The organism is Bacillus sp. 05T22, from assembly GCF_056396765.1.
In genome coordinates this window covers 1-21,679 of record NZ_JBFTMC010000036.1, presented here as the reverse complement: position 1 = coordinate 21,679, position 21,679 = coordinate 1, and the positions used below count along the sequence as shown (strand labels likewise).

Below are 21,679 nucleotides of genomic sequence, written 5' to 3'. Positions count from 1 at the left end.
TGTAATGTAATCCTGCTTTCTATCGTTTAATAAGTTGAGAATGGAAAGCTCGCATCAATTGGGTTTTTACTGCTCAAAAGTAACGAGATAAGCAAATAAAAAAGCAGTACCACCGCTATAGAAGTGTTGGTACTGCCATATTGAGTGCCAAGTGTTTTGTTAATTAAAACGTACTTGCTACTTTAACAGCCTTTTCAAGCCCTGCAGCAATAATTTCTTCTGTTTTATCAGGGAATTGGTTGTGGCCTTCAATCACGACTTTCTCCATATCTTTTACACCGAAGAAGCTCATCATACTTGCTACATATTTAACAGCCATTTCCATTTCAGCTTTTGGACCTTTAGAATATACACCGCCGCTTGCGTTTAATAATGCAATTTTCTTATTTCCAATAAGACCTACTGGACCTTCTGGCGTATATTTAAATGTTTTGCCCGCGCGGTTTAAGTAATCAATATATGTGTGTAGTACAGCCGGAATTGTTAAATTCCATAACGGGAAACCAAATACAACTTTATCAGCTGCAAGGAATTGATCTAAATATTTATCAGCAACAGATACAGCCTTTGCTTCTTCTGCTGTTAAATCAAATCCTCTACTAGCCTTAAATGTACCGTTAATCATATCTACACCTACATATGGTAATTCTTCCTTGTATAAATCAAGCTCTACCACTGTATCATTTGGATGTGATTCTTTGTAGCTTGCTAAAAAAGCCTCATATAATTTCACACTAACTGCTTGGTTTGCTGGACGATTGTTTGCTTTTACAAATAAAACTGTTGTCATTCTCTATTCCTCCTGTTACTCACTCTCTTATGTTGTTATATATTTATTTAATAAAAAGGGTATTATATTGTTCTTTATAATATCTTTTTAAAACTATACTCCATGTCTCCACCTAGAGCTTCAGCTGTATCACCAGTTTCTCTGAAGTCATGTGTATGAATTTTCTCAAACTGACCAAAATTTACTTGCTTATAAAATTCATAACAAGGAAATCCATCATGTGCACCTTCAATATCGACAGTACCATCTTTTTGGACATGTACAGTTAATAGATAGTCAACAGGAGGTGCATATACATTTAATGGATTGCTAGCACTTGCACTCATTTTAAATTTGACGTCATTTGACCCCCATACAACATCAGTGCACAAAATATTTTCCGTACTAGCTTTTCCTGTTCTCTTATTAACGGAACCATCAGGAGTTGTGATTCTTTCTGTTGTTATGCCGGTATTCGCATATGTGAAAATTTCTTTTTTATAAAAATCTATAACTATTTCTTGTTCAATTCTGGAACGCATAGCGTTTACAGCATATGGTGTAAATTCACGTGAGTCACCTTCGAATTGAATCACGTTTCCTGTTTGAGTATCCTTCTTAGGTTCAGTCCAAGACATTGGAATAAATACACTTGCTCTAACTTTAACGATATTAGTCATGAGACACACCTCTGCAATTCTTAATTTTATTTTGGATAATAATAATATTGACCCATTGAGCAAAACAGATCGCAATTTCTTTCGTATAAATATTTTTGCTGCTTGTAAACTTCTATTCAGTATTTATATCTAGATTGTCGTTTTAAAACTGTATTCCATTTCCCCAGCTAGCGCTGCTGGAGTGTCACCAGTTTTTCTGAAATCATGTGTATATATTAATTCAAATGGATCAAAATCTGTTTGTTTATAAAATTCATAGCAGGGGAACCCATCATGTGCACCCTCAATATGTGCAACCCCACTTTTGTTAACGTGTATAGTTAATACATAGTCAGCTGCAGGTGCTGCTGTATTTAAAGGATTGCTGGCACTTGCACTCATTTTAAAAGAAACTTCATCAGTACCCCACACAACATTAGTGCATACAATATTTTCTGTGCTTGTTTTCCCTTTTTTATACTCGATAGAACCATCTGGATTTGTAATTTTCACAGTTACGATACAAGCATTTGCATGTGAAAAAATTTCTTTTTTATAAAAATCAATAATCACTTCTTGCTCTAATCTCGACCGCATTGTGTTTACAGCATAAGGTGTAAATTCACGTGCATCACCAGTATATTCAAAAAGTTTTCCTGTTGTAGGATCTTTAATAGGTTCCAACCAAGCATACGGGGCAAAGACACTTCCTCTAATTTTCACGATGTTAGCCATGAGAAACCTCCATAATTTATTAATTTTTGTTTCGTTGAATCCCTTATATCTCTTATAACTAAATATAGTCAATTTGATTGACTATATTCCATATAGTACAATAGAAATTAGATGTAGTCAACCTGATTGACTTTGTTTAAGGAGGTTTTATGTATGAGTCATCAAGTATTTAGTGAATTGGATCTTACGTCACTTTTGTCATTATCCTTTAGCGCATCAATCAATGAACTACATGACAAATTGAGTGAATTGGGATTTGGAGACATTAGACCTGTACATGGTTTTATGTTTAAATGCATCACTCCTAATGGAGCGACAGGTATAGAACTAGCCGAATATTTAGGAATTACAAAGCAAGCTGTGAGTAAAATGGTGGATTATCTTGAGAAAAGTGGTTATGTAATGCGCAAAGCGCATCCAACTGATAAGAGAGGGAAAATTATTGTTTTGACAGAAAAAGGTTGGCTAGTAGTGCAAGCAAAAGAGAAGATACTAACTGAAATTGAACAACGTTGGATTGAAAACATAGGCGCTGAACGAATGCAAATGCTCAAAGAGGATTTAACAAAATTAGTTTATGAAGCAAATGAAGGTAAATCATCATCGAGGTTAAGACCTGTTTGGTAAACGTAGAGTTTACAAAGATGACCAACTAAACACCCATTAACTTAGGAAACAGATAATCCCCTAAATGATAAAAGTAGGTGCTTTTCTATCGAATGTGCACAAAATTTTTGTTTCAGGAATCATTGGATGGAATGGAAGAAGTGAAATAAGGAAGACTGCCCATTTTGATTATTGGGTAGCTTCTTTGTATTTTAGTGAAGAGTATATATTAGAGAATTTATGATTAGTCTTTATAGATCCAAACAAATTTTGGGTCTATATAAATATTTCATTCTTTCCACTGCCAAGGAGGCGGAGGGGTATCTTGATACTATAGATGAATTATTTAATAACAAAAAGGCATGTCCGTAATCATGTGGACAATATGATGCAAAAACTAAGGGGCAAAGGAGTTCACAAGCAGTTACCATATTTCTTCGTATAGCGGAGTTTGAATTATAATGACTAGGCCAACTTTATAGAAAAAGTTAGCCGTTTTTTCTATTCTCTTTCGCTTTATACCAATTACAGCAATGTATAGGAACAGAGGAGAGGGATATGTTGTAAATGCATGGTTGATTTAACAACATTGCAAAATCAGCCATGTATTTTGAAAGTTTCTTCGCAATAAATCTTCTTTTTTGATCCAGAAATACAATAAGCCAGTGTCTCCCCAGTACATTCCAGACTCATCGTTAGTATCAAGTTGTAACAGTAACATCCAATCTTGAGGACTGCCAGGCAAATGTTTTATCTCTTTATCTGAAGGATACCCATTTCCTAAAGAGATTCCGTTTGTAACAAGATGACACTCTTCCGCCATTTCTTCTGATTGAATAGCTTGTGCGGAGCCGAGTAAATGATGCAGTCCATCGAGATATAAATCTTCTATTTCTTTATAAAGATCCCATTCATCATCATTTGATAAACCTGTTTTTTCGATTTTTTCTTTTGCTAATGTCCATGTTTCTTGAAAGGAAATGATGGAAGGAGGGAACACTTCTGTTTGAAGTTCTCGTCGCTTTAGGTTTTCTATATTTTTCGTGTACAGAACGCAGTGTCCTCCCATATCCCTCGGGTCAAATCCCCACGGTTGTTCTTCTGCGTCATAAAAGAAATACAGCATGCCCTTCGTAGGCAGTGGGTTTCCTTTGTGATAAGGTTGTACTTCTTCTAAATTCAGTTGTCCAATAAAGTGTAGCGGTATGTCGTTGTATGTTGGAATCTTTAATTCATCAGGTAAATCTGGAAAACCCCCTAATTTGGACGTTCCTATTGCTATTTGCTCATCAGATCCTTTACGTAGACGAATTTGAATTGTTGGCTCAAGAGAATTTAAAATATGTTTTTCTAGATGCATGGCACTATATTTTCCGAGCACATTTTGTAGTGTTTGTTTCATAATGTATCACCCCATTCTTATTGTACAACAACTTGTTTGTATTTTCTGGAAATAATCAAAAATATTGAAAATTATGTTAAAATAGCGTTAGTGTAGGAAAAGGGGGATTATTTTATGACAAAAGATCGTCTTGCTCAGGTAGATTTAACGAAAAGAATGGAATCAAAATCAAAGTATAATAAGAAGCTTGAAAAGTATCAAAGGCGCTTATTAGCGTTGCAGCAAATTTTACAAAAAGAAAAAATAGCCGTTATTATGGCGATGGAAGGTTGGGATGCGGCTGGAAAAGGAGGGGCAATTAAACGAATTACTGAGCATCTGGATCCGCGTGGATTTCAAGTAAATCCAATTGGTGCGCCTGCTTCTCATGAAAAACGTTACCATTATTTGCAACGCTTCTGGCGGAAAATTCCTCAGTATGGTCAAATCACAATTTTTGATCGCTCTTGGTATGGTCGTGTATTGGTAGAGCGTGTAGAGGGATTTGCTACAAAGGAAGAATGGACGAGAGCATATGATGAAATCAATGATTTTGAAAAACGATTAACAGATGATCATTACATAGTAGCAAAATTCTTCTATCATATTAGTAAAGATGAGCAGCTGGCACGATTTAAAGATCGTGAGAAAAATCCTTTGAAGAGATGGAAAATTACAGATGAAGATTGGCGCAATCGTGAAAAGTGGGATGAATATGTCGAGGCAATCGAAGAAATGTTTGAGAAAACAGATAAACCGAATGCAAGATGGAATATTATCGCCAGTAACGATAAATTATATGCACGTGTGAAAACATCGAAAGTAATCATTTCATTAATTGAAGATTATTTTGTGGCGCATGGAATCGAATTGCCATCATACTATCATGAAATGAAAGAGAACATGCAAGAGGAAAGCGAACGTGTGTAAGATATAATGTATTAAATTTCCAAGGGATTGAACGTTATTCATCATAAGAAGTGTATGCAAAAAATGAAGAATATTATCGAAAATTAATGAATTTGTTTATGCCCATAATTGAAGTTTATTCTTGTGAAACCAGTATAATTATGCTAAGCTTTATGTAACTTTTAATGAACGGAGGGGTCTCCTTTGATTTTAATCAGATTACGTCTCAATACTTTGTGCCGATAATTGAATAGCGCTCAAAGGCTCTGTCTGTGTGCAGAGTGAACGGGATTGGTCTGCCTATTTTAAAGGAACCCTTTATTGAACTGATATGTGAAAAGAGGGAGGGACGAATACGCCCTCTTTTTGTTTTGCCTTTATAATAGAATGATGTGATATATGTGTATGTTTTTTAGGGATACGTATATCATTTGTGACGTATTGGCCATGTAACAATTTGAAAGCTATGCTTTCTTTTGTTTATTTGTCGCACTCTCATCCGTTTACGAAAAACACAGGCAGTGACCTGTGTTTTTTAATTTTACGTAATCGAAATGGAGGAATGAATATATGGAAGAACTAGTACAAAAAGCAATATTAGTCGGAGTGAATTTAAATAATGAAAGTGATTTTGAATATTCAATGGAGGAGTTAACAAACCTTGCGGAAGCGTGTGATGTGGAAGTTGTAGGGCAAGTTGTGCAAAATTTACATCGCGTGAATCCATCGCATTATATCGGAAAAGGGAAAATTGAAGAAGTTTCTGCTTTTGTGAAGGAAGCAGATGCGAATATGGTTATTTTTAATGATGAGTTATCACCTTCGCAAATTCGAAATTTAGAAGCTGACTTAGATTGTAAGGTCATTGATCGTACCATTTTAATTTTAGATATTTTTGCGCAGCGTGCTAAGACGAAAGAAGCACAGTTGCAAGTTGAAGTAGCGCACCTGCAATATATGATGCCACGTTTAATTGGTCTTCGTGAATCTTTAGGAAGACAGAGCGGCGGCGTTGGTACGAAAAACAAAGGTGTTGGTGAGAAGAAATTAGAGCTCGATCGTCGTAAAATTGAAGAACAGATTGCAGTATTAAATAAAGAGCTAGAAGCGCTTGTTGCGCAGCGACAAACACAGCGTAAACAGCGTAAGAAAAATGAAATCCCTGTTGTTTCATTAGTGGGATATACAAATGCTGGTAAATCAACGATTATGAATACGATGCTTGAGATCTTTAACGGTTCGACTGAGAAACAAGTATTCGAAAAGGATATGCTATTTGCGACGTTGGAAACGTCAGTGCGAAATATTGAACTTCCAGATAATAAATCGTTTTTATTAACAGATACAGTTGGTTTTGTAAGCAAGTTGCCACATCATCTTGTAAAGGCATTCCGTTCTACATTAGAAGAAGTAGCGGAGGCAGATTTATTGATTCATGTGGTCGATTATGCAAATCCAAATTATGAACAATTAATTGAGATTACAAACCAAACACTAAAGAAAATTGGTGTTGAAAATATCGCGACCATTTACGCATATAATAAATCAGATATGATGGATGTTGAAATTCCGAAAACCCAGGAGGACCGAGTATATCTGTCTGCAAAACAACAAATTGGGATTGAAGAACTTGTAGAAATGATTCGTTCTCACATTTACAAAGAGTATACAAAGTGTGAGATGTTAATTCCTTATGACCAAGGGCAAGTTGTTTCTTATTTCAATGATTATGCACATGTTACATCTACGAGTTATGAAAATGAAGGTACGAAAATTTCACTTGAATGTAAGACGAGTGATTTTGAAAAATATAAGCGTTTTGTTATTTAAAATGAAAAAGATATTGATTTTATTTGAAATTTCTAGCTATACTAAAAATAGCGTTAATGAAATTGAAAGAACGGAAGGGTGAACCAATTACATGAAGTACTAATCCTATTTACGAAAGCAAACAATTGAAGGTTATTTTTAGCAGATCATTACTCTGTTATTTGTGATGTCTTCAATTTGCGTTTTTCAGAATAGGATGGGACTTCTATAGTTGGATCTAAAAGGGGTAGTCTCTTTTGGGGTACACCTATAAATGATTTATGCCTCCTATTCTGAATGGATATAGGGGGCATTTTTTGTCTCCTACATTGGATAAAAGGAGATGTTACTATGTTTTTATTAGAAGCTAATCATATAAAGTACTATGTACAGGATCGTTTATTACTAGATGTGGATCAATTGCAAATCCATAAAAATGCTCGAATTGGATTAGTTGGTAGAAATGGAAGTGGGAAAACAACGTTATTCCAAATGTTAGCTGGAAAAATTTCTCCAGAAGAAGGGAGCGTTATTCAACATACTGGGTGTGAACTTTTACCGCAGCTTAAACGAACAGATACAACAAAAAGCGGTGGTGAAGTGACGCAAGAATATATCCAAAAAGCTCTTCTGAAAGATCCAGAGCTTTTACTTGCAGATGAACCGACCACAAACCTCGATACAGAACATATCGAATGGTTGGAGAAGAAGCTAAATATGTGGCAAGGAGCATTTATCATTATTTCACATGATCGTGCATTTTTAGATGCTCTTTGTACAACGATATGGGAATTGGATGAAGGAAAGATAAAAGAGTATACAGGCAACTATAGCGATTATGTAAAACAAAAAGAAGTAGAGCTCAATCAAGAACAATTAGCGTATGAAAAGTATGAGAAAAAGAAAAGGCAGTTGGAAGAAGCATTGAAGTTAAAGGAGAAAAAAGCGGAAAGAGCAACAAAGGCGCCAAAAAAGGTAAGTAAATCCGAAGCGAGAATTACAGGAGCAAAGCCATACTTTGCCAAAAAGCAAAAGAAGCTACAAAAAACAGCAACGGCCATTGAAACGAGATTAGAAAAGCTTGAAAAGGTAGAAAAAGTAAAAGAGCTTTCGCCAATTAAGATGAATTTGCCAAATGCAGAAACGTTTAAAAACCGGATTATTCTTCGTGTAGATGGTGTAACAGGTAAAGTTGGGGAACGTGTGCTTTGGAGCAAAACAAGTTTTCACATTCGAGGCGGTGATAAATTAGCGATTATCGGTTCAAATGGAAGTGGGAAAACGACATTTGTAAAAAAAATCATGAACCAAGAGTATGGTATTAAGCTTTCACCGGCTGTTAAAATTGGATATTTTAGTCAAAATTTAAACATATTAGATACAGAGAAATCAATTATCGAGAATGTCCAATCCTCTTCAAAACAGGATGAAACACTGATTCGAACAGTTCTTGCGAGAATGCATTTTTTCAGAGATGATGTCTATAAGTGGGTAGGGGTTTTAAGTGGCGGTGAGCGAGTGAAAGTAGCGCTGACAAAGCTATTTTTAAGTGATATTAATACTTTAGTGTTAGATGAGCCGACGAACTTTCTTGATATGGAAGCTGTTGAAGCGTTAGAGTCTCTTCTAAAAGAATATGAAGGGAGTGTAATTTTTGTCTCGCATGATCGCCGGTTTATCGAAAATATTGCTACGCGAATTTTAACAATTCGTAATCAAAAGATTGAATTATTTGAAGGGAACTATCAGCAATATAAACTCAATCAAGTGGGAAAGACGCGAGATACGAAAGAAGATAAGCTTCTTTTACTTGAAACAAAAATATCGGAAGTGCTAAGTCGCTTAAGTATTGAACCGTCCGAAGAATTAGAAATAGAATTTCAAAAACTTTTAAAAGAAAAACGAGAATTATAATTAAAGTTGATTAGAAAAAAGTACATCACGACTAATGGAGTGATGTACTTTTTTTGAGCTAGGTGCTGTCTTTTGTTTTTGCTAACATGCGGATAGAACTTAAGAGTGCAACAATCTTGTTTGTCTCTCTCTTCATCTTTGCTGATATAAAATAATCTAAAGAAAACTCCTTCCATTCAACGTTATAAAAATATATAAATTTAATGATTTATGTATATAGGTGAAATCGAAGTTGTGTTGCTGGAAAAAGAAATAAAACCAGTATAGAATAGAAAATGTTTTAAAAATCAGAAATTATTACAGTAAGTTGTAATGTTAATTAGTTACATTTTCTGTTTTTTAGGGAAGGAGAGAGTGAATTATGCAGGCAGTTTCAAAGGAAAATAAAATAGCTTCACCAACGATATATCGTATTTTATTTGCGATTAGTTTCGGTCATTTTTTAAATGACTCGATGCAAGCTGTTGTACCGGCGCTGTTTCCTATTTTGGAAAAGTCGATGAATTTGTCTTATATGCAGGTAGGATGGATTGCATTCGCGTTAAATATGACGTCATCGATTATGCAGCCGGTGTTTGGGATGTATTCAGATAAGAAACCATCTCCATTTTTATTACCGCTCGGTATGTTTTCGAGTATGCTTGGGATGATTGGACTTGCGTTCGCACCAAACTTTATTATCGTTATTATTTCAGTTTTATTTATCGGATTAGGATCAGCAGTCTTTCATCCTGAAGGCGCACGTGTTGCGTATATGGCAGCTGGTGCAAAGCGAGGGTTAGCGCAGTCAATTTATCAAGTAGGAGGAAATACAGGGAATTCTCTTGCACCAATTTTTACAGCACTAATTTTTGTTCCGCTTGGGCAAATTGGATCACTTGGATTCACGGCTTTTGCAGCGGTAGGTATTGTGTTATTAATTTTTGTTTCAAATTGGTATAAAAAAGAGTTAGTAAATGGTGCGATGCGAAGAAAGAAACGAGCTGCACTTGAGGCGGAGAATGCAATTGTTAGTAAACGTATTAAGTTTGTAATTGTTCTTCTTGTTTTCTTAACCTTTGTTCGTTCTTGGTATGGAGCTGGCATTGGGAACTTCTATCAGTTTTATTTAATCGAGCATTATGGTTTGTCTATTAGAAATGCACAGTACTTTGTATTTGCTTTTATGATTGCTGGGGTACTGGGTACATTCTTTGGCGGGCCATTAGCAGATCGATTTGGTAAGAAAAATATTATCGTATTTTCAATGATAGGTTCTGCGCCGCTTGCACTTTTATTACCACATGTTTCTCTAGCGTGGGTTGTGCCGTTATTTTTATGTATCGGTTTTATTAGTTCCAGTAGCTTTAGTGTTATTGTTGTGTATGCGCAGGAGCTTGTTCCGGGAAAAGTTGGAATGGTGTCAGGATTAATTGTCGGTCTTGCGTTTGGCCTTGGAGCATTAGGTGCCGTTGTTCTTGGGAAATTAGCAGACGTGTATAGTCTGCAATTTATTATGGTATTATGTAGTTGTTTACCATTAATTGGACTTACGTCATGGTTACTACCAAGCGATCGAAAAACACGATAGAATAGGGGCTGCGCTATGAAACTATGTCAAAATGTTACAGAATTAATTGGAGATACACCTGTCTTACGGTTATCGCGATTCGTTCCAGAAGATGCGGCAGATGTGTATGTGAAATTGGAAATGTTTAATCCATCTCGTAGTGTGAAAGACCGAGCGGCGTATAATTTAATTCATATGGCGGAAGAGAAAGGTCTCATTAAGCCAGGTGATACGATTATTGAACCAACAAGTGGAAATACAGGGATTGGTTTAGCGATGAACGCAGCTGCTAAAGGATACAAAGCGATTTTAATTATGCCGGATAATATGTCAAAAGAACGGATTAACTTGCTTAAGGCATATGGAGCAGAAGTTGTTTTGACACCTGCAGAACAAAGAATGCCAGGAGCAATTGCGAAGGCAGTAGAATTACAAAAACAAATATCAAATAGCTTTATTCCGCAGCAGTTTGAAAATCCAGCAAACCCGAATGTTCATCGCTATACAACAGCTCTTGAAATTTATGAACAAATGGATGGAAAGTTAGATGCATTTGTAGCAACTGCCGGAACTGGTGGAACCATTACTGGCACAGGGGAAACATTGAAAGAGAAACTACCAAATTTATATATTGCAGTAGTTGAACCGAAAGGATCTCCTGTTTTATCTGGTGGTGTGCCGGGTCCTCATAAACTGGTTGGAACAAGCCCAGGGTTTATTCCGAAAAACTTAAATACGGAAATATATAATGAAATTATTCAAATTGCGGATGAAGAAGCGCTTAGTACAATGAGAAATCTAGCAAAACAAGAGGGGATATTAGTAGGACCATCTTCAGGTGCCTCGGTCTATGCTGCAATCACGATAGCAAAACAATTAGGTGCTGGTAAGAAAGTGTTATGTATTGCACCTGATACGGGAGAGCGTTATTTAAGTATGGGATTGTTTGAATAAGAAACATAATAAAAGAGATTGTATGTATCATATACAATCTCTTCTTTGTTTTATTTTACTAATTTTTTTAATATAGGTAAACGACCAATCCGATCACCAAGAATATGTGATGCTAGGCCACTTGTTAATACGAAAGTAAGATAGACAATTCCTCCAACCACGCCGCAAATAATAACGATTAGCAATGATTCGATATAAGGTTGTCCAGGGATTAGCCATCCGATAATCGTTTTTAATCCTATTACGACAGCGGACATTGCTGCGGAGTAAATTGTAATAAGAAATACTGTTTTAGCTGTTTCTGCAATATCAAACTTCGCAAATTTGACGATGCAATATAGCATAATGATATCAGAAACGAGATATCCAAGAATTGTTCCAAGTACTGCTCCATGCCCACCTAATAGATATAGAAGTGGCGTATTCACTAAGATTTTTACGAGAATACCAACTGAGAATGCAATCATTGTTTTTCGCTGATAATCAATGCCTTGTAAAATGGCTGCTGAAACAGTGAAAATCGCACTTAATACTGCTGATGGTGCATAAGAAATTAAATATTGAGACCCGCCTAAAGCGGTATCAGGACTCATATATACCATTCGGAATGCGTCATATGCGATGCTAGCGAGTCCGAATGCAGCAGGGATTGTGAAGAATAATAACAACTGGAAAATCTTTGTAATTTGTTCTTGTAATTCTTCTAGTTTCCCGCTTGTAAATGATTTTGTTATCGCTGGAATAATCGTAAGTGAAAATCCAGTTGCGAGCGAAGCGGGAATCATAATTAATTTTTGAGCATAGTTCGTTATATAAGCGAAAATCGCATTCGCAGTTTCAAGCGGTGTTCCAATTGCTCTTAGTGCATCAGCAACTGTATATTGATCCACTAAAGTATAAAGTGGAATAGCGATCCCTACAAAAACAATAGGGATTGCGTAACGAAGTAGCTCCATATAAATGCTTTTTAATGAAACGTTTGAAGCCCTTGTTTTTAGTTCGCCTGCAGGTGGTTTTAAATGATTATATTTTTTCCAATACATGATTAAAATTGAAACGCTGGCAATTGCTCCAATAACAGCTCCGAATGTAGCGACTGCAACAGAAGAAGCAACGGAACCACCTAGTAATTTTGAAACGATAAAACTACCTACTAAAATGAAAATGACACGTGCAATTTGTTCCACAACTTGAGAAACAGCACTTGGCTTCATATGTTGGAATCCTTGGAAATATCCACGTGTTACACTCATTGCTGGAACAATAATGAGCGCAAAACTTAATGCTCGCATTGTAAGTGTTACATCAGCGATAAACCCCGGATCAGGTGTTTTGGAACGAATAATAAACTGCGATACGTAAGGTGCTCCGATAAATAAGATTAAAAATCCAGCGAAACCCATAAGCAGTATGATTTTCACACTAGAATTATACAGTTTCTTACTTGTGTTATAGTCACCTAATGCATTATATTTAGCGACAAATTTCGATACAGCAATTGGAATGCCGGCTGTTGAAAAGCTAAGCAAGATGCCATACCAAGAATATGCATACGCATATAAAGCAACCCCTTGTTCACCAACTAATAGTTGAAAGGGAAAGAAGTATATAAAGCCTAAAATACGCGAAATCATTGTGGCACCGCTTAGTAAAGCTGTACCTTTTAAAACTTTTGAAGTAGACAAAACCTTTCCTCCTACTCGYGCTCTGTTACAATCATCCTATACTACTATAAACCTGTCAGTGGATTTTATAAAGCATAAACCATAAGTCGTGCAATAGTATTCATCAAAAAGCCATATTTTGAATTTTTATAGCAACAAATAGCAAATTAATACATAAAAATTCAAAAAAATCAGTTGACACTCTTTTTATTGTATGATAAAAATGATAGTAATCAATTCGGAAAACATATAGTTGGGCAATGAAAGGGTAAAGTAGTGAAAATCTCCCTATGACAGAGAGCTGATGGTTGGTGCGAATCAGTATATAGATTATTCATGAAGTTCGTCCTGGAGCATCTTTCATAAATCTCACATTGTGAAGAAATGAAAGACGGTAGTATATACCGTTATCAAATAAAGTGGTGAAGAATTTTTTCACAACTAGGGTGGTACCGCGATATATATCGTCCCTACGTTTTTACGTAGGGACGTTTTTTATTTAGGGGTTATTTTAGTTGTATCTTCATAACTAGGGTGGTACCGCGATATTTTATCGTCCCTACGTTTTCGTAGGGGCTTTTTTTATTTCGGCAGTTTCTTAGTATTCTTCACAACTAGGGTGGTACCGCGATATTTTTATCGTCCCTACGTTACTGTAGGGGCGATTTTTTGTTTCTGAAGGGAAGTGGTTGTATTAGAAAGGGAAGAGGATAGAACAATACGAGTAAGTATGAAATGTAATAACAAGAAAAAATAGAAGAAGAGAGGAGATAGAAAGATGAATTCACAGCAATGGACATCGAAATTAGGTTTCGTTTTAGCTGCAGCAGGTTCAGCAATTGGCCTTGGCGCAATTTGGAAGTTTCCGTATATGGCCGGTATTGGAGGGGGCGGTGCCTTCTTCCTAATATTCATTGGTTTTACTTTACTGATTGGTTTACCTTTATTATTGGCAGAATTTTCAATCGGAAGAAGTACGCAAAAAGAGGCTGTTGATGCGTATAGAGAGATCGCTCCTAAAACATTATGGCCGTGGGTTGGTAAGTTAGGGATTGTAACATGTTTCATATTGCTTTCTTTCTACAGTGTTGTAGGAGGTTGGATTTTATTATATTTATGGAATGCAATTACAGGTAGACTATGGGAAGGAAATGGTGCATACGAAGCAACATTTGGTGAAATCATTTCCAATCCATATTTAGCAGTTGGATCACAGCTATTATTTATTCTTATTACTATTTTTATCGTAAGTAAAGGCGTGCAAAATGGTGTTGAAAAAGTAAATAAATACTTTATGCCAGCACTATTCGTTTTGTTCTTTGTGTTAATTGTTCGTGCGCTTACATTAGATGGAGCGGGAGAAGGGGTACGTTTCTTCTTACAACCTGATTTTTCGCATGTAACGTCTGAGGTTGTTTTATATGCGATGGGGCAATCGTTCTTCTCATTATCTGTCGGTGTGGCAGTAATGGTAACGTATAGCTCGTACTTGCCGAAAGAAGAAAATTTACCGCGTTCAGCATTTTCTATTGTTGGTTTAACACTTGTTATTACATTACTTGCGGGACTYGCAATTTTCCCGGTTGTATTTGCATTTGGAATGGAGCCATCTCAAGGACCGGGATTACTATTTATTGTATTACCGGCTATCTTCAGTAAAATGGCATTTGGAAAACTATTTTTCATTATTTTCTTATTACTATTCTTTTTTGCTACTGTAACATCTGCAATTTCTATGTTAGAGATTAGTGTTGCTTCCTTAACAAAAAAAGGAAAGGGAAAACGTGAAAAAATGGCATTGATTGTTGGATTACTAATCTTTGTTGTTGGAATTCCATCGGCACTATCATATGGTGTATTAAGTGATGTGAAGCTCTTTGGAAAAACAGTGTTTGATTTAGCAGACTTTGCAGTAAGTAACGTTCTTATGCCGCTTGGTGTATTATTAGTTGCAATCTTCGTGCCGTTAAAAATGAAGAAAGATGTATTAATGAAAGAACTGGGTGTAAGTAAAAATAAAGGCTATAAATTATTTGTATTATGGTTGTTCTTACTTCGCTATATAGCGCCAATTGCAATTATTACCGTATTTTTAAATGTAATTGGAGTGATTTAAAGTATAAAAGGCTCTAGCATAACGTTATGCTAGAGCCTTTTAATTATAGAATTATCTTTTCTGCAATTCGTTTACTGTAACAAATTGATAGCCTTTTTTAGATAAAGAATCTAAAATGCCTTCAATGGTCTTTAAGGAATTATCAGAATCGTCATACATGGAATGTAATAAAATGATAGATCCAGGTTCTACATTTTTTGTAGGACCATCATCAAAGGTTAGGGCGAAGACTTTTTGATTTGTTTCTACTCGATTTGTTAATTTACCAAATAGTTGATACGTTCGTGAATTCATTAATTTATAAGTTCCAAAGAGTAGGAAGAGTGGTTAGTATAATCAATGATGTAATGATTCTTTTGTTCATAAAGCGCCCTCACATTATTTTTAATTTTAAAAAGTAGTGGGATGCAAGTGAGGAAAATTTATCATATAATAAAGTTGAATCAAAAGGTATATTAGGAGGTGTTGATATGGCGATTACAATACAATTGCCAGACACTGCAGCGTCTCATGCAAAGCCAAGTATGGAAATGGCGATACTTTGCGTGAGGTAGACAAGTAATATTCAATCGCCAAAATGAGCTCGTATCATTTCTTTTATATTTGGCTTTGCACCTTATTGAAATGAACTATAAAAAATAAGGGGCGAGCAGAAATGAAATACGTAAAGGCAGCGACTGTTTTACCAGAAAGCTTAATTGCAGAAATTCAAAAGTATGTACAAGGTGAAACAATTTACATTCCAAAACAAGAAACTAAACATTATAAATGGGGTGCACGATCTGGCGGAAGAAAGCAACTTGATGCACGGAATAGAGACATTAAACATGCTTTTAAAAGTGGAACTACCATTCATCGATTAGCAGAGGAATACTTTCTTTCTACGGAAACGATAAAAAAAATCGTGTATTCAAAATAATAATGAAAAGCACTGATTATTCAATTAGAAATAATCAGTGCTTTTTGTGTATACTTTGTTTATGAATCGTTTTCGACATTTTATAAAATAAGTGTATTGTATACAATAAAAAGAGATCAACAATTTGTATGGAGTGATAATAATGGAAGCATTTATTAGAAGTGATCAATATAATTTTATAAAATCACAAACTCATATTCTAGCGCATGGACACGCAACAGCAAACGATAGAGGTGTTATTGCTGCGCTGAAGTCTCTTGCAATAGAAAAAGTGTTACATGTTTTTGAAAATCTTACTGATGAACAAAAAAAAATAATCGATACGATTTTGGCAGTTGAAAATAGAGAGAACGCAGAAGCGTTTTTACTTCAGTTAAATCCATATGTTATTCCGTTTCAGGAAATTACACCACAAGCGTTAAAAAAAATATTTCCTAAAGCTAAAAAATTGAAGCTTCCTGAAATAGAAGAAATAAATATGAAAGAAATGTCGTATTTAGGTTGGATTGATAAAGGAACGGGCAGAAAGTTTATTGTAGCAAAGGCTAAAAATAAGTTTGTTGGCTTGCAAGGCACATTCCAAAGTATAAATAAAAAGGGCATTTGCTCATTATGCCACGGTCATGAAGAAGTAGGGATGTTTTTAGTTGAAATAAAAGGTGATGTACCAGGTACCTTTGTTAAGAAAGGAAACTATATTTGCAAAGATAGTATAGTGTGTAATCAGAATATGACTTCACTTGATAAATTACATGACTTTATTGAGAGATTGAGGAAATAAATTATTGCAAAAGATCGTACTAAACTACATTCATCACTATAATTGTATGTGAGTTCAAGAAAACAAAAATGACCTGTTCCCTAAAGAATAGAGGGAACAGGTCTAGGGATACTTTTCAATAGGTAGGAGATGTAAATCTCTACCCATTGAAATTCACTTAGATCATAACGCCATTATCTGCAAAGCGATACCACTTTCCATCAATGAACAGGTAGCTAGTAGCCATGGAACCATTTGTATTTAGATAATACCAAGTAGATCCTTCTTTTAACCAGCCAGTAGCCACAGAACCATTTGTATTTAGATAATACCAAGTAGATCCTTCTTTTAACCAGCCAGTAGCCATAGAACCATTTGTATTTAGATAATACCAAGTAGATCCTTCTTTTAACCAGCCAGTAGCCATAGAACCATTTGCATTTAGATAGTACCAAGTATCGCCTGCTGGTAACCAGCCTGTAGCCATAGTCCCATCTCCATAAAAGAAATACCAAGTCCCTTTTATATTTTTCCATGCTGTAGCCATGGAACCATCTTCATTATAGTAATACCAAGTGCCTTTATAGGGCCCACTAGTAATCTCACGCCAACCTGTCACCATAGTCCCATTATCATTAAAATAATACCCTTTATCATTAATCAATTTTTCCCCTATAGCCATGGAACCATCTTCATTGTAGTAATGCCAGCCGTCGGAACCACCAAAGTGTTTCCAACCTGTCACCATGTTGCCATTATCATTAAAGTAAAATGTTTGTCCTATAATCGTTTTTTTACCTGTGGCCATGAATCCTTCTTCATCGAAGTAATACCAAGTGCCTTTAATATTTTTCCAATCTTTAACCATGGAGCCATCTTCATTAAAATAACGCCATTTTCCGTTATAAGACACAGGTCCATTAAATTGTTTCCAACCTGTCATCATAGCTCCATTATCATTAAAATAATATGTTTTTTTATTAATAGTTTTCAAGTCTGTAACCATAATTCCATCTTTACCAAATAAATACCAAGTGCCGTTGATCTTTTTCCAATCTTTAGCTGTATTACCATCTTCATTAAAGTAATACCAAGAACCTCCATATTTTGACCAATGTGGAACCATAGCCCCATTTACTTCACCTTGCTCAATTGCATATGTATGATTTTGAACAACTACATTTTCTTCTGCATGAGAAACTGTAGGAACTACAAACATTGCAGCCATTAAAATTGGTAAAATAGATTTCTTCATTTTCCATATCCCCCAAATAATGAATAATTTTAGTTTTTATTTTCACAAAAGAATTATATTCTGTAATATTGAAATAATCAATGTGTCTTGTAATATAAATGTAATGTTTTTTGATTTATTGAAATTTAATTTGCTTTTTTGTCATAAATTAAGTGGGTTTCCAATTTAAGTAACTTACTTTATTTCTTGAATCATTATCATCCCTTGAATAGACCGCACCAATTACAATTATATATGTAAAATAAAAACGCCTATTATATCATGTGTGCCATTTTATAAACGCACTCTTTTAATAAGTGATTTATGAAATTTCTTGCCTTTTAATAAAAACTATTTTTCATACTTTGTATGTTGATTAGAATAAGCTATTCAATTATGCATAGACAGAAAAAGAGTGAATAGAGGGTAACGAATCATTTTCTATATGGCATGATTTTTGCACTTTAATAAAAAAACATTCATATAAAAAAAGTTTCTTTCGGGTGCAAAAAATTATGTTTGAAAAGGGGAAATGAGAAATGAAATATCCACTAACACCAGATGTAAAACCGGAATTTTGTACGACAGGTACATTTATGAGATTACCTTCAAGTAATGAGCAAGCAAAAGTGGCTATTTTAGGGATGCCTTTTGATACTGCTGCTTCTTTTCGCGTTGGTGCGCGTTTTGCTCCACAAGCAATCCGTCAAGCATCGATGACTTTGTTTCCATATCATCCGATTCATCATGTTTATCCGTTTGATGACACAAATGCGATTGATATTGGTGATGTTTCTGTGATTCCACATAATATTCATCGCAGCTATGATTTAATAGAGGAAGCCGTTTTTGGGTTAATGCAGCAAGGAATCATTCCAATAGGTCTTGGAGGGGATCATTCTGTTACATTAGCAAGCCTTCGTGCGGCAGCGAAAGTTCATGGACCTGTGGCAATGATTCATTTCGATTCGCACACAGATACATGGGATACATATTATGAGGAAAAATATTGGCACGGTTCGCCGTTTATACGTGCACATGAAGAAGGGTTACTACAGCCAGACAAAGTATTTCAAATTGGAATTCGTGGAACATTGAATCATCCTGGTGATATAGAAGCTAGCAATGACTTAGGATATAACGTTATTACAACAGCAGAATTATGTAATCGTGGTTTTGAAAGTGTCCTTGAGCAAATGCGAACAACGATTGGCGATACACCGTGTTTCTTAACGTTTGATATTGATTTTGTAGATCCATCTTGTGCGCCTGGTACAGGGACATTAGAAGTTGGGGGATTTAACAGTCGTGAGACATTAAATATGGTGCGTTCATTAAGTGGTTTTAATTATATTGGTTTCGATTTAGTGGAAGTGTTACCGCCATATGATCAAGCTCAAATTACTTCTTTATTAGCTGCGACACTAGTACATGATTTTGCTAGTTTGATTGCATTACAGTTGAAAAATGCAGCGAATAAGTAGAGAAATGATTTATTATATTGGAAAATAAAAAAGGTCAATGAGAAGATCTTCTCATTGACCTAAAGTATTCTCGTTGTTCATGAAGCAGGAATTTTTAAAAGATAATAAAAGTTAACCATAGCAAGATGTCAGGTAATAAAAAAACACTACCTGTTCAAATTATTGAAAAGGTAGTGAGAGATATGATTAATTCTTTTTCCAATTTTCTTCAATAAAATCTTCACGACCGGACTCTTTACGTTCCTGAGCATATTTCTCAGGATTTTTTTTGTAAAAATGTTGATGATATTCTTCCGCTTCGTAAAAAGGAGCAGCTGGACGAATTTCCGTCACGATTGGACCCTTAAACATACCGCTTTCTGCTATTGCTAGCTTTGATTTCTTAGCTAGTTCTTTTTGGCTTTCATTATGATAAAAAATTGCTGTGCGATAGGATGGCCCACGGTCAAAAAATTGTCCACCGTCATCAGTCGGATCAATTTGTGGCCAATATAAATCTAGCAATTTTTGATAAGGAAAAATAGAGGGATCGAATGTAATTTGAACAACTTCTAAATGTCCAGATGTTCCTGATTTCACTTGTTCGTATGTTGGATTTTCGATATGACCACCAGCATAGCCTGAAACAACTTTTTGAATACCAGGAAGTTCGTCAAATGGTTTTACCATGCACCAAAAGCAGCCACCTGCAAAGGTTGCGAGTTCGTATGTTTTTTCTGTCATTGCTGTAATCCTCCTAAATAGATATGTTTTATCTAGTATTATATAAATTGTTTTATTGCGCAATAAAAAAGATTTGAAACTATATGTTTTTTATAGACAAGAACCACCGCTCGCATCAATCAATTGACCGGTAATCCAACGGCTATCAGGGGAAGCAAGAAATGCAGCAGTATCTGCAATGTCCTCTATTTCACCTTGCTCACTTCTTAGGTTACTGTAAAGAAAGTTAAAGGGATTGTAGACAGTGTGAACATTTTTGTATTCCTCACAATGAATTTAAGCTGGCTATACAAATGACTTAATGATGAATCTGAATCATTATGGAGGCGCATTAAAGAACAACGATTCATATTTCAGGCTATTGCAAATAGCGTGAAAATTCATTATATTGGAATGCGATGAATTTTCATAAGTTGAATTGAGCTATATCTCCTAGGATCTAAAAAAGATGCAAGAACAGAAGGTTAGGGTAGGTGTACGGTTAGATTCAGTAGCAAATTTTTATTTGGAGTATAAACGGTGAAGTACCTGAAAACTTCCTATCAGCCAATAATTGTACGAATAGCTTGACCCTAAAAATAAGTAGGCAAAGAAAACTCTTACTCCCTATAAAAATTGGACTTTTGATGATAAGAGGTAACAGTCGCAAAAGAACGGTGAGTTCTCTTTTAGCTTTTATATATTCATTCAAATGATAAGAGTTGTAGTAAAATGGATCTTATTTTAATGATTATTTTGGTATAATTGCACATTATTAGTAAAAGTAAATACACATGATTCGTCTAACATTAACTCTCGGTGTCAGCAACCGGATAACTACTTAAGGCTGAAAAAGAATTTGCTAATTTTTTCGCAAAATGTAATGGGGGCTCCACTGATTGGAGATGAATGTACATGATTAATGGACTCGTATATAACCAATGGTTGTGTAAAGCACTAACAATAATTCCCTGTTGCACAATTGAACGCATAAATGAAGGGATTTCTTCTTGCAAAACAGCAATTTCTCCTAAATTTAAAGCATTTCCACTTTGATCCAAAGATTCAAAACTTACTCCTACAGGTATTACATAGCCACTCAGCTTTCCTTGAACAAGAACATTAAAATTGCGACGTAAAGATACCGAACAACCATTTTGATTTATTTTACTTTTTCCTTTAAGAATTGTAGCAAATTGTCCGCAAAGAATATTTAAGTCATTCATGGATCTACTCCCCTTTATCGTACAAAATGATGTATTTAGAGTTATAAGATAAAAAAGATTTATCTTATATTATCGTATAGTTCATGCGATAGGCTCATGCAGATTTTGTGAACTACCCGCCACTTAACGCTCTTACGAGCTGTTTGAAGTGGGGGCTTCTCGGTTAGTCGTTACTTTTATTAGCTAACGAATTAGTCGTAAGACCACGAGCTATCTCCCATGTTCCATAGGTTCTTTGATATGATTTATGATCATGTCCATAGGTTCTTTGATATGATTTATGATCATG

Annotated in this window: 18 protein-coding genes, 2 pseudogenes and 1 other annotated feature; of the genes and pseudogenes, 10 read left to right on the top strand and 10 right to left on the bottom strand. The window is 35.2% G+C overall.

Features of this window, described 5'->3' with window-relative positions; genetic code table 11:
• Positions 1 to 163: 163 nt before the first annotated feature.
• From AC1DIT_RS13125 to AC1DIT_RS13115, 3 genes are all read right to left on the bottom strand, one after another.
• On the bottom strand, positions 164 to 790 hold the full coding sequence (locus tag AC1DIT_RS13125) for an FMN-dependent NADH-azoreductase (protein ID WP_016114355.1): 627 nt from the start codon (positions 788 to 790) through the stop codon (positions 164 to 166).
• Positions 791 to 864: 74 nt separating this feature from the next.
• Positions 865 to 1,449, bottom strand: a complete 585-nt coding sequence (locus tag AC1DIT_RS13120) for a DUF3238 domain-containing protein (RefSeq protein ID WP_016114356.1) — start codon at positions 1,447 to 1,449, stop codon at positions 865 to 867.
• Positions 1,450 to 1,578: 129 nt separating this feature from the next.
• A complete protein-coding gene (locus AC1DIT_RS13115) occupies positions 1,579 to 2,163 on the bottom strand; it encodes a DUF3238 domain-containing protein (protein ID WP_016114357.1) in 585 nt (194 codons plus the stop codon).
• A 153-nt stretch (positions 2,164 to 2,316) separates the two neighbouring features.
• Between AC1DIT_RS13115 and AC1DIT_RS13110 the strand changes: the two genes are divergently transcribed.
• Positions 2,317 to 2,790: a MarR family winged helix-turn-helix transcriptional regulator gene (locus AC1DIT_RS13110; RefSeq protein ID WP_016114358.1), complete on the top strand. Its 474-nt coding sequence runs from the start codon at positions 2,317 to 2,319 to the stop codon at positions 2,788 to 2,790.
• Positions 2,791 to 3,349: 559 nt separating this feature from the next.
• On the opposite strand, the gene AC1DIT_RS13105 is transcribed toward AC1DIT_RS13110, so the two are convergent.
• Positions 3,350 to 4,171, bottom strand: a complete 822-nt coding sequence (locus AC1DIT_RS13105; RefSeq protein WP_016114359.1) for a YwqG family protein — start codon at positions 4,169 to 4,171, stop codon at positions 3,350 to 3,352.
• A 114-nt stretch (positions 4,172 to 4,285) separates the two neighbouring features.
• Here AC1DIT_RS13105 and AC1DIT_RS13100 point away from each other — a divergent pair, with 114 nt between their 5' ends.
• From AC1DIT_RS13100 to cysK, 5 genes are all read left to right on the top strand, one after another.
• A complete protein-coding gene (locus AC1DIT_RS13100; protein WP_016132716.1) occupies positions 4,286 to 5,080 on the top strand; it encodes a polyphosphate kinase 2 family protein in 795 nt (264 codons plus the stop codon).
• 549 nt (positions 5,081 to 5,629) lie between these two features.
• A complete protein-coding gene (gene hflX / locus AC1DIT_RS13095) occupies positions 5,630 to 6,889 on the top strand; it encodes a GTPase HflX (protein ID WP_016114361.1) in 1,260 nt (419 codons plus the stop codon).
• A 330-nt stretch (positions 6,890 to 7,219) separates the two neighbouring features.
• Complete coding sequence (locus AC1DIT_RS13090) at positions 7,220 to 8,782, top strand: Vga family ABC-F type ribosomal protection protein (RefSeq protein WP_016114362.1); 1,563 nt, start codon at positions 7,220 to 7,222, stop codon at positions 8,780 to 8,782.
• A 361-nt stretch (positions 8,783 to 9,143) separates the two neighbouring features.
• Positions 9,144 to 10,352 (top strand): MFS transporter, encoded by a 1,209-nt coding sequence (locus AC1DIT_RS13085; protein WP_016114363.1) that lies wholly within the window; start codon positions 9,144 to 9,146, stop codon positions 10,350 to 10,352.
• Between the two features lie 15 nt (positions 10,353 to 10,367).
• On the top strand, positions 10,368 to 11,285 hold the full coding sequence (gene cysK, locus AC1DIT_RS13080) for a cysteine synthase A (RefSeq protein WP_016114364.1): 918 nt from the start codon (positions 10,368 to 10,370) through the stop codon (positions 11,283 to 11,285).
• A 50-nt stretch (positions 11,286 to 11,335) separates the two neighbouring features.
• Here cysK and AC1DIT_RS13075 read toward each other — a convergent pair whose 3' ends face one another.
• Positions 11,336 to 12,970, bottom strand: a complete 1,635-nt coding sequence (locus AC1DIT_RS13075; RefSeq protein WP_476998226.1) for a putative polysaccharide biosynthesis protein — start codon at positions 12,968 to 12,970, stop codon at positions 11,336 to 11,338.
• A gap of 230 nt (positions 12,971 to 13,200) precedes the next feature.
• Positions 13,201 to 13,424: a binding site (T-box leader), on the top strand.
• A 303-nt stretch (positions 13,425 to 13,727) separates the two neighbouring features.
• Between AC1DIT_RS13075 and AC1DIT_RS13070 the strand changes: the two genes are divergently transcribed.
• Positions 13,728 to 15,065 (top strand): sodium-dependent transporter, encoded by a 1,338-nt coding sequence (locus AC1DIT_RS13070; protein ID WP_016114366.1) that lies wholly within the window; start codon positions 13,728 to 13,730, stop codon positions 15,063 to 15,065.
• 51 nt (positions 15,066 to 15,116) lie between these two features.
• On the opposite strand, the pseudogene AC1DIT_RS13065 reads toward AC1DIT_RS13070, so the two are convergent.
• A pseudogene (locus AC1DIT_RS13065) lies at positions 15,117 to 15,380 on the bottom strand (polysaccharide deacetylase); the annotation flags it as partial.
• 340 nt (positions 15,381 to 15,720) lie between these two features.
• Here AC1DIT_RS13065 and AC1DIT_RS13060 point away from each other — a divergent pair.
• Both AC1DIT_RS13060 and AC1DIT_RS13055 read left to right on the top strand, forming a co-directional pair.
• Positions 15,721 to 15,984, top strand: a complete 264-nt coding sequence (locus AC1DIT_RS13060) for a CD3324 family protein (RefSeq protein ID WP_016114368.1) — start codon at positions 15,721 to 15,723, stop codon at positions 15,982 to 15,984.
• A 142-nt stretch (positions 15,985 to 16,126) separates the two neighbouring features.
• On the top strand, positions 16,127 to 16,765 hold the full coding sequence (locus AC1DIT_RS13055; RefSeq protein ID WP_016114369.1) for a FusB/FusC family EF-G-binding protein: 639 nt from the start codon (positions 16,127 to 16,129) through the stop codon (positions 16,763 to 16,765).
• Positions 16,766 to 16,922: 157 nt separating this feature from the next.
• Here the strand turns inward: AC1DIT_RS13055 and AC1DIT_RS13050 are convergent, their stop codons facing one another.
• Entirely contained in the window at positions 16,923 to 17,999 is a 1,077-nt protein-coding gene (locus tag AC1DIT_RS13050) for an N-acetylmuramoyl-L-alanine amidase family protein (RefSeq protein WP_016132717.1), read from the bottom strand.
• A gap of 518 nt (positions 18,000 to 18,517) precedes the next feature.
• Between AC1DIT_RS13050 and speB the strand changes: the two genes are divergently transcribed.
• The gene (speB, locus tag AC1DIT_RS13045; protein WP_016114372.1) at positions 18,518 to 19,462 is read left to right on the top strand and encodes an agmatinase; all 945 of its coding nucleotides are present in this window, start codon (positions 18,518 to 18,520) and stop codon (positions 19,460 to 19,462) included.
• A 186-nt stretch (positions 19,463 to 19,648) separates the two neighbouring features.
• On the opposite strand, the gene msrA is transcribed toward speB, so the two are convergent.
• The 3 genes and pseudogenes from msrA to AC1DIT_RS13030 form a co-directional block, all read right to left on the bottom strand.
• Positions 19,649 to 20,185 carry a peptide-methionine (S)-S-oxide reductase MsrA gene (gene msrA / locus AC1DIT_RS13040; protein WP_016114373.1) on the bottom strand — a complete coding sequence of 179 codons (537 nt, stop codon included), beginning with the start codon at positions 20,183 to 20,185 and terminating at the stop codon, positions 19,649 to 19,651.
• A gap of 90 nt (positions 20,186 to 20,275) precedes the next feature.
• A pseudogene (locus tag AC1DIT_RS13035) lies at positions 20,276 to 20,380 on the bottom strand (SDR family oxidoreductase); the annotation flags it as partial.
• Positions 20,381 to 20,973: 593 nt separating this feature from the next.
• Entirely contained in the window at positions 20,974 to 21,390 is a 417-nt protein-coding gene (locus AC1DIT_RS13030) for a DUF1259 domain-containing protein (protein WP_016114374.1), read from the bottom strand.
• Positions 21,391 to 21,679 lie beyond the last annotated feature (289 nt).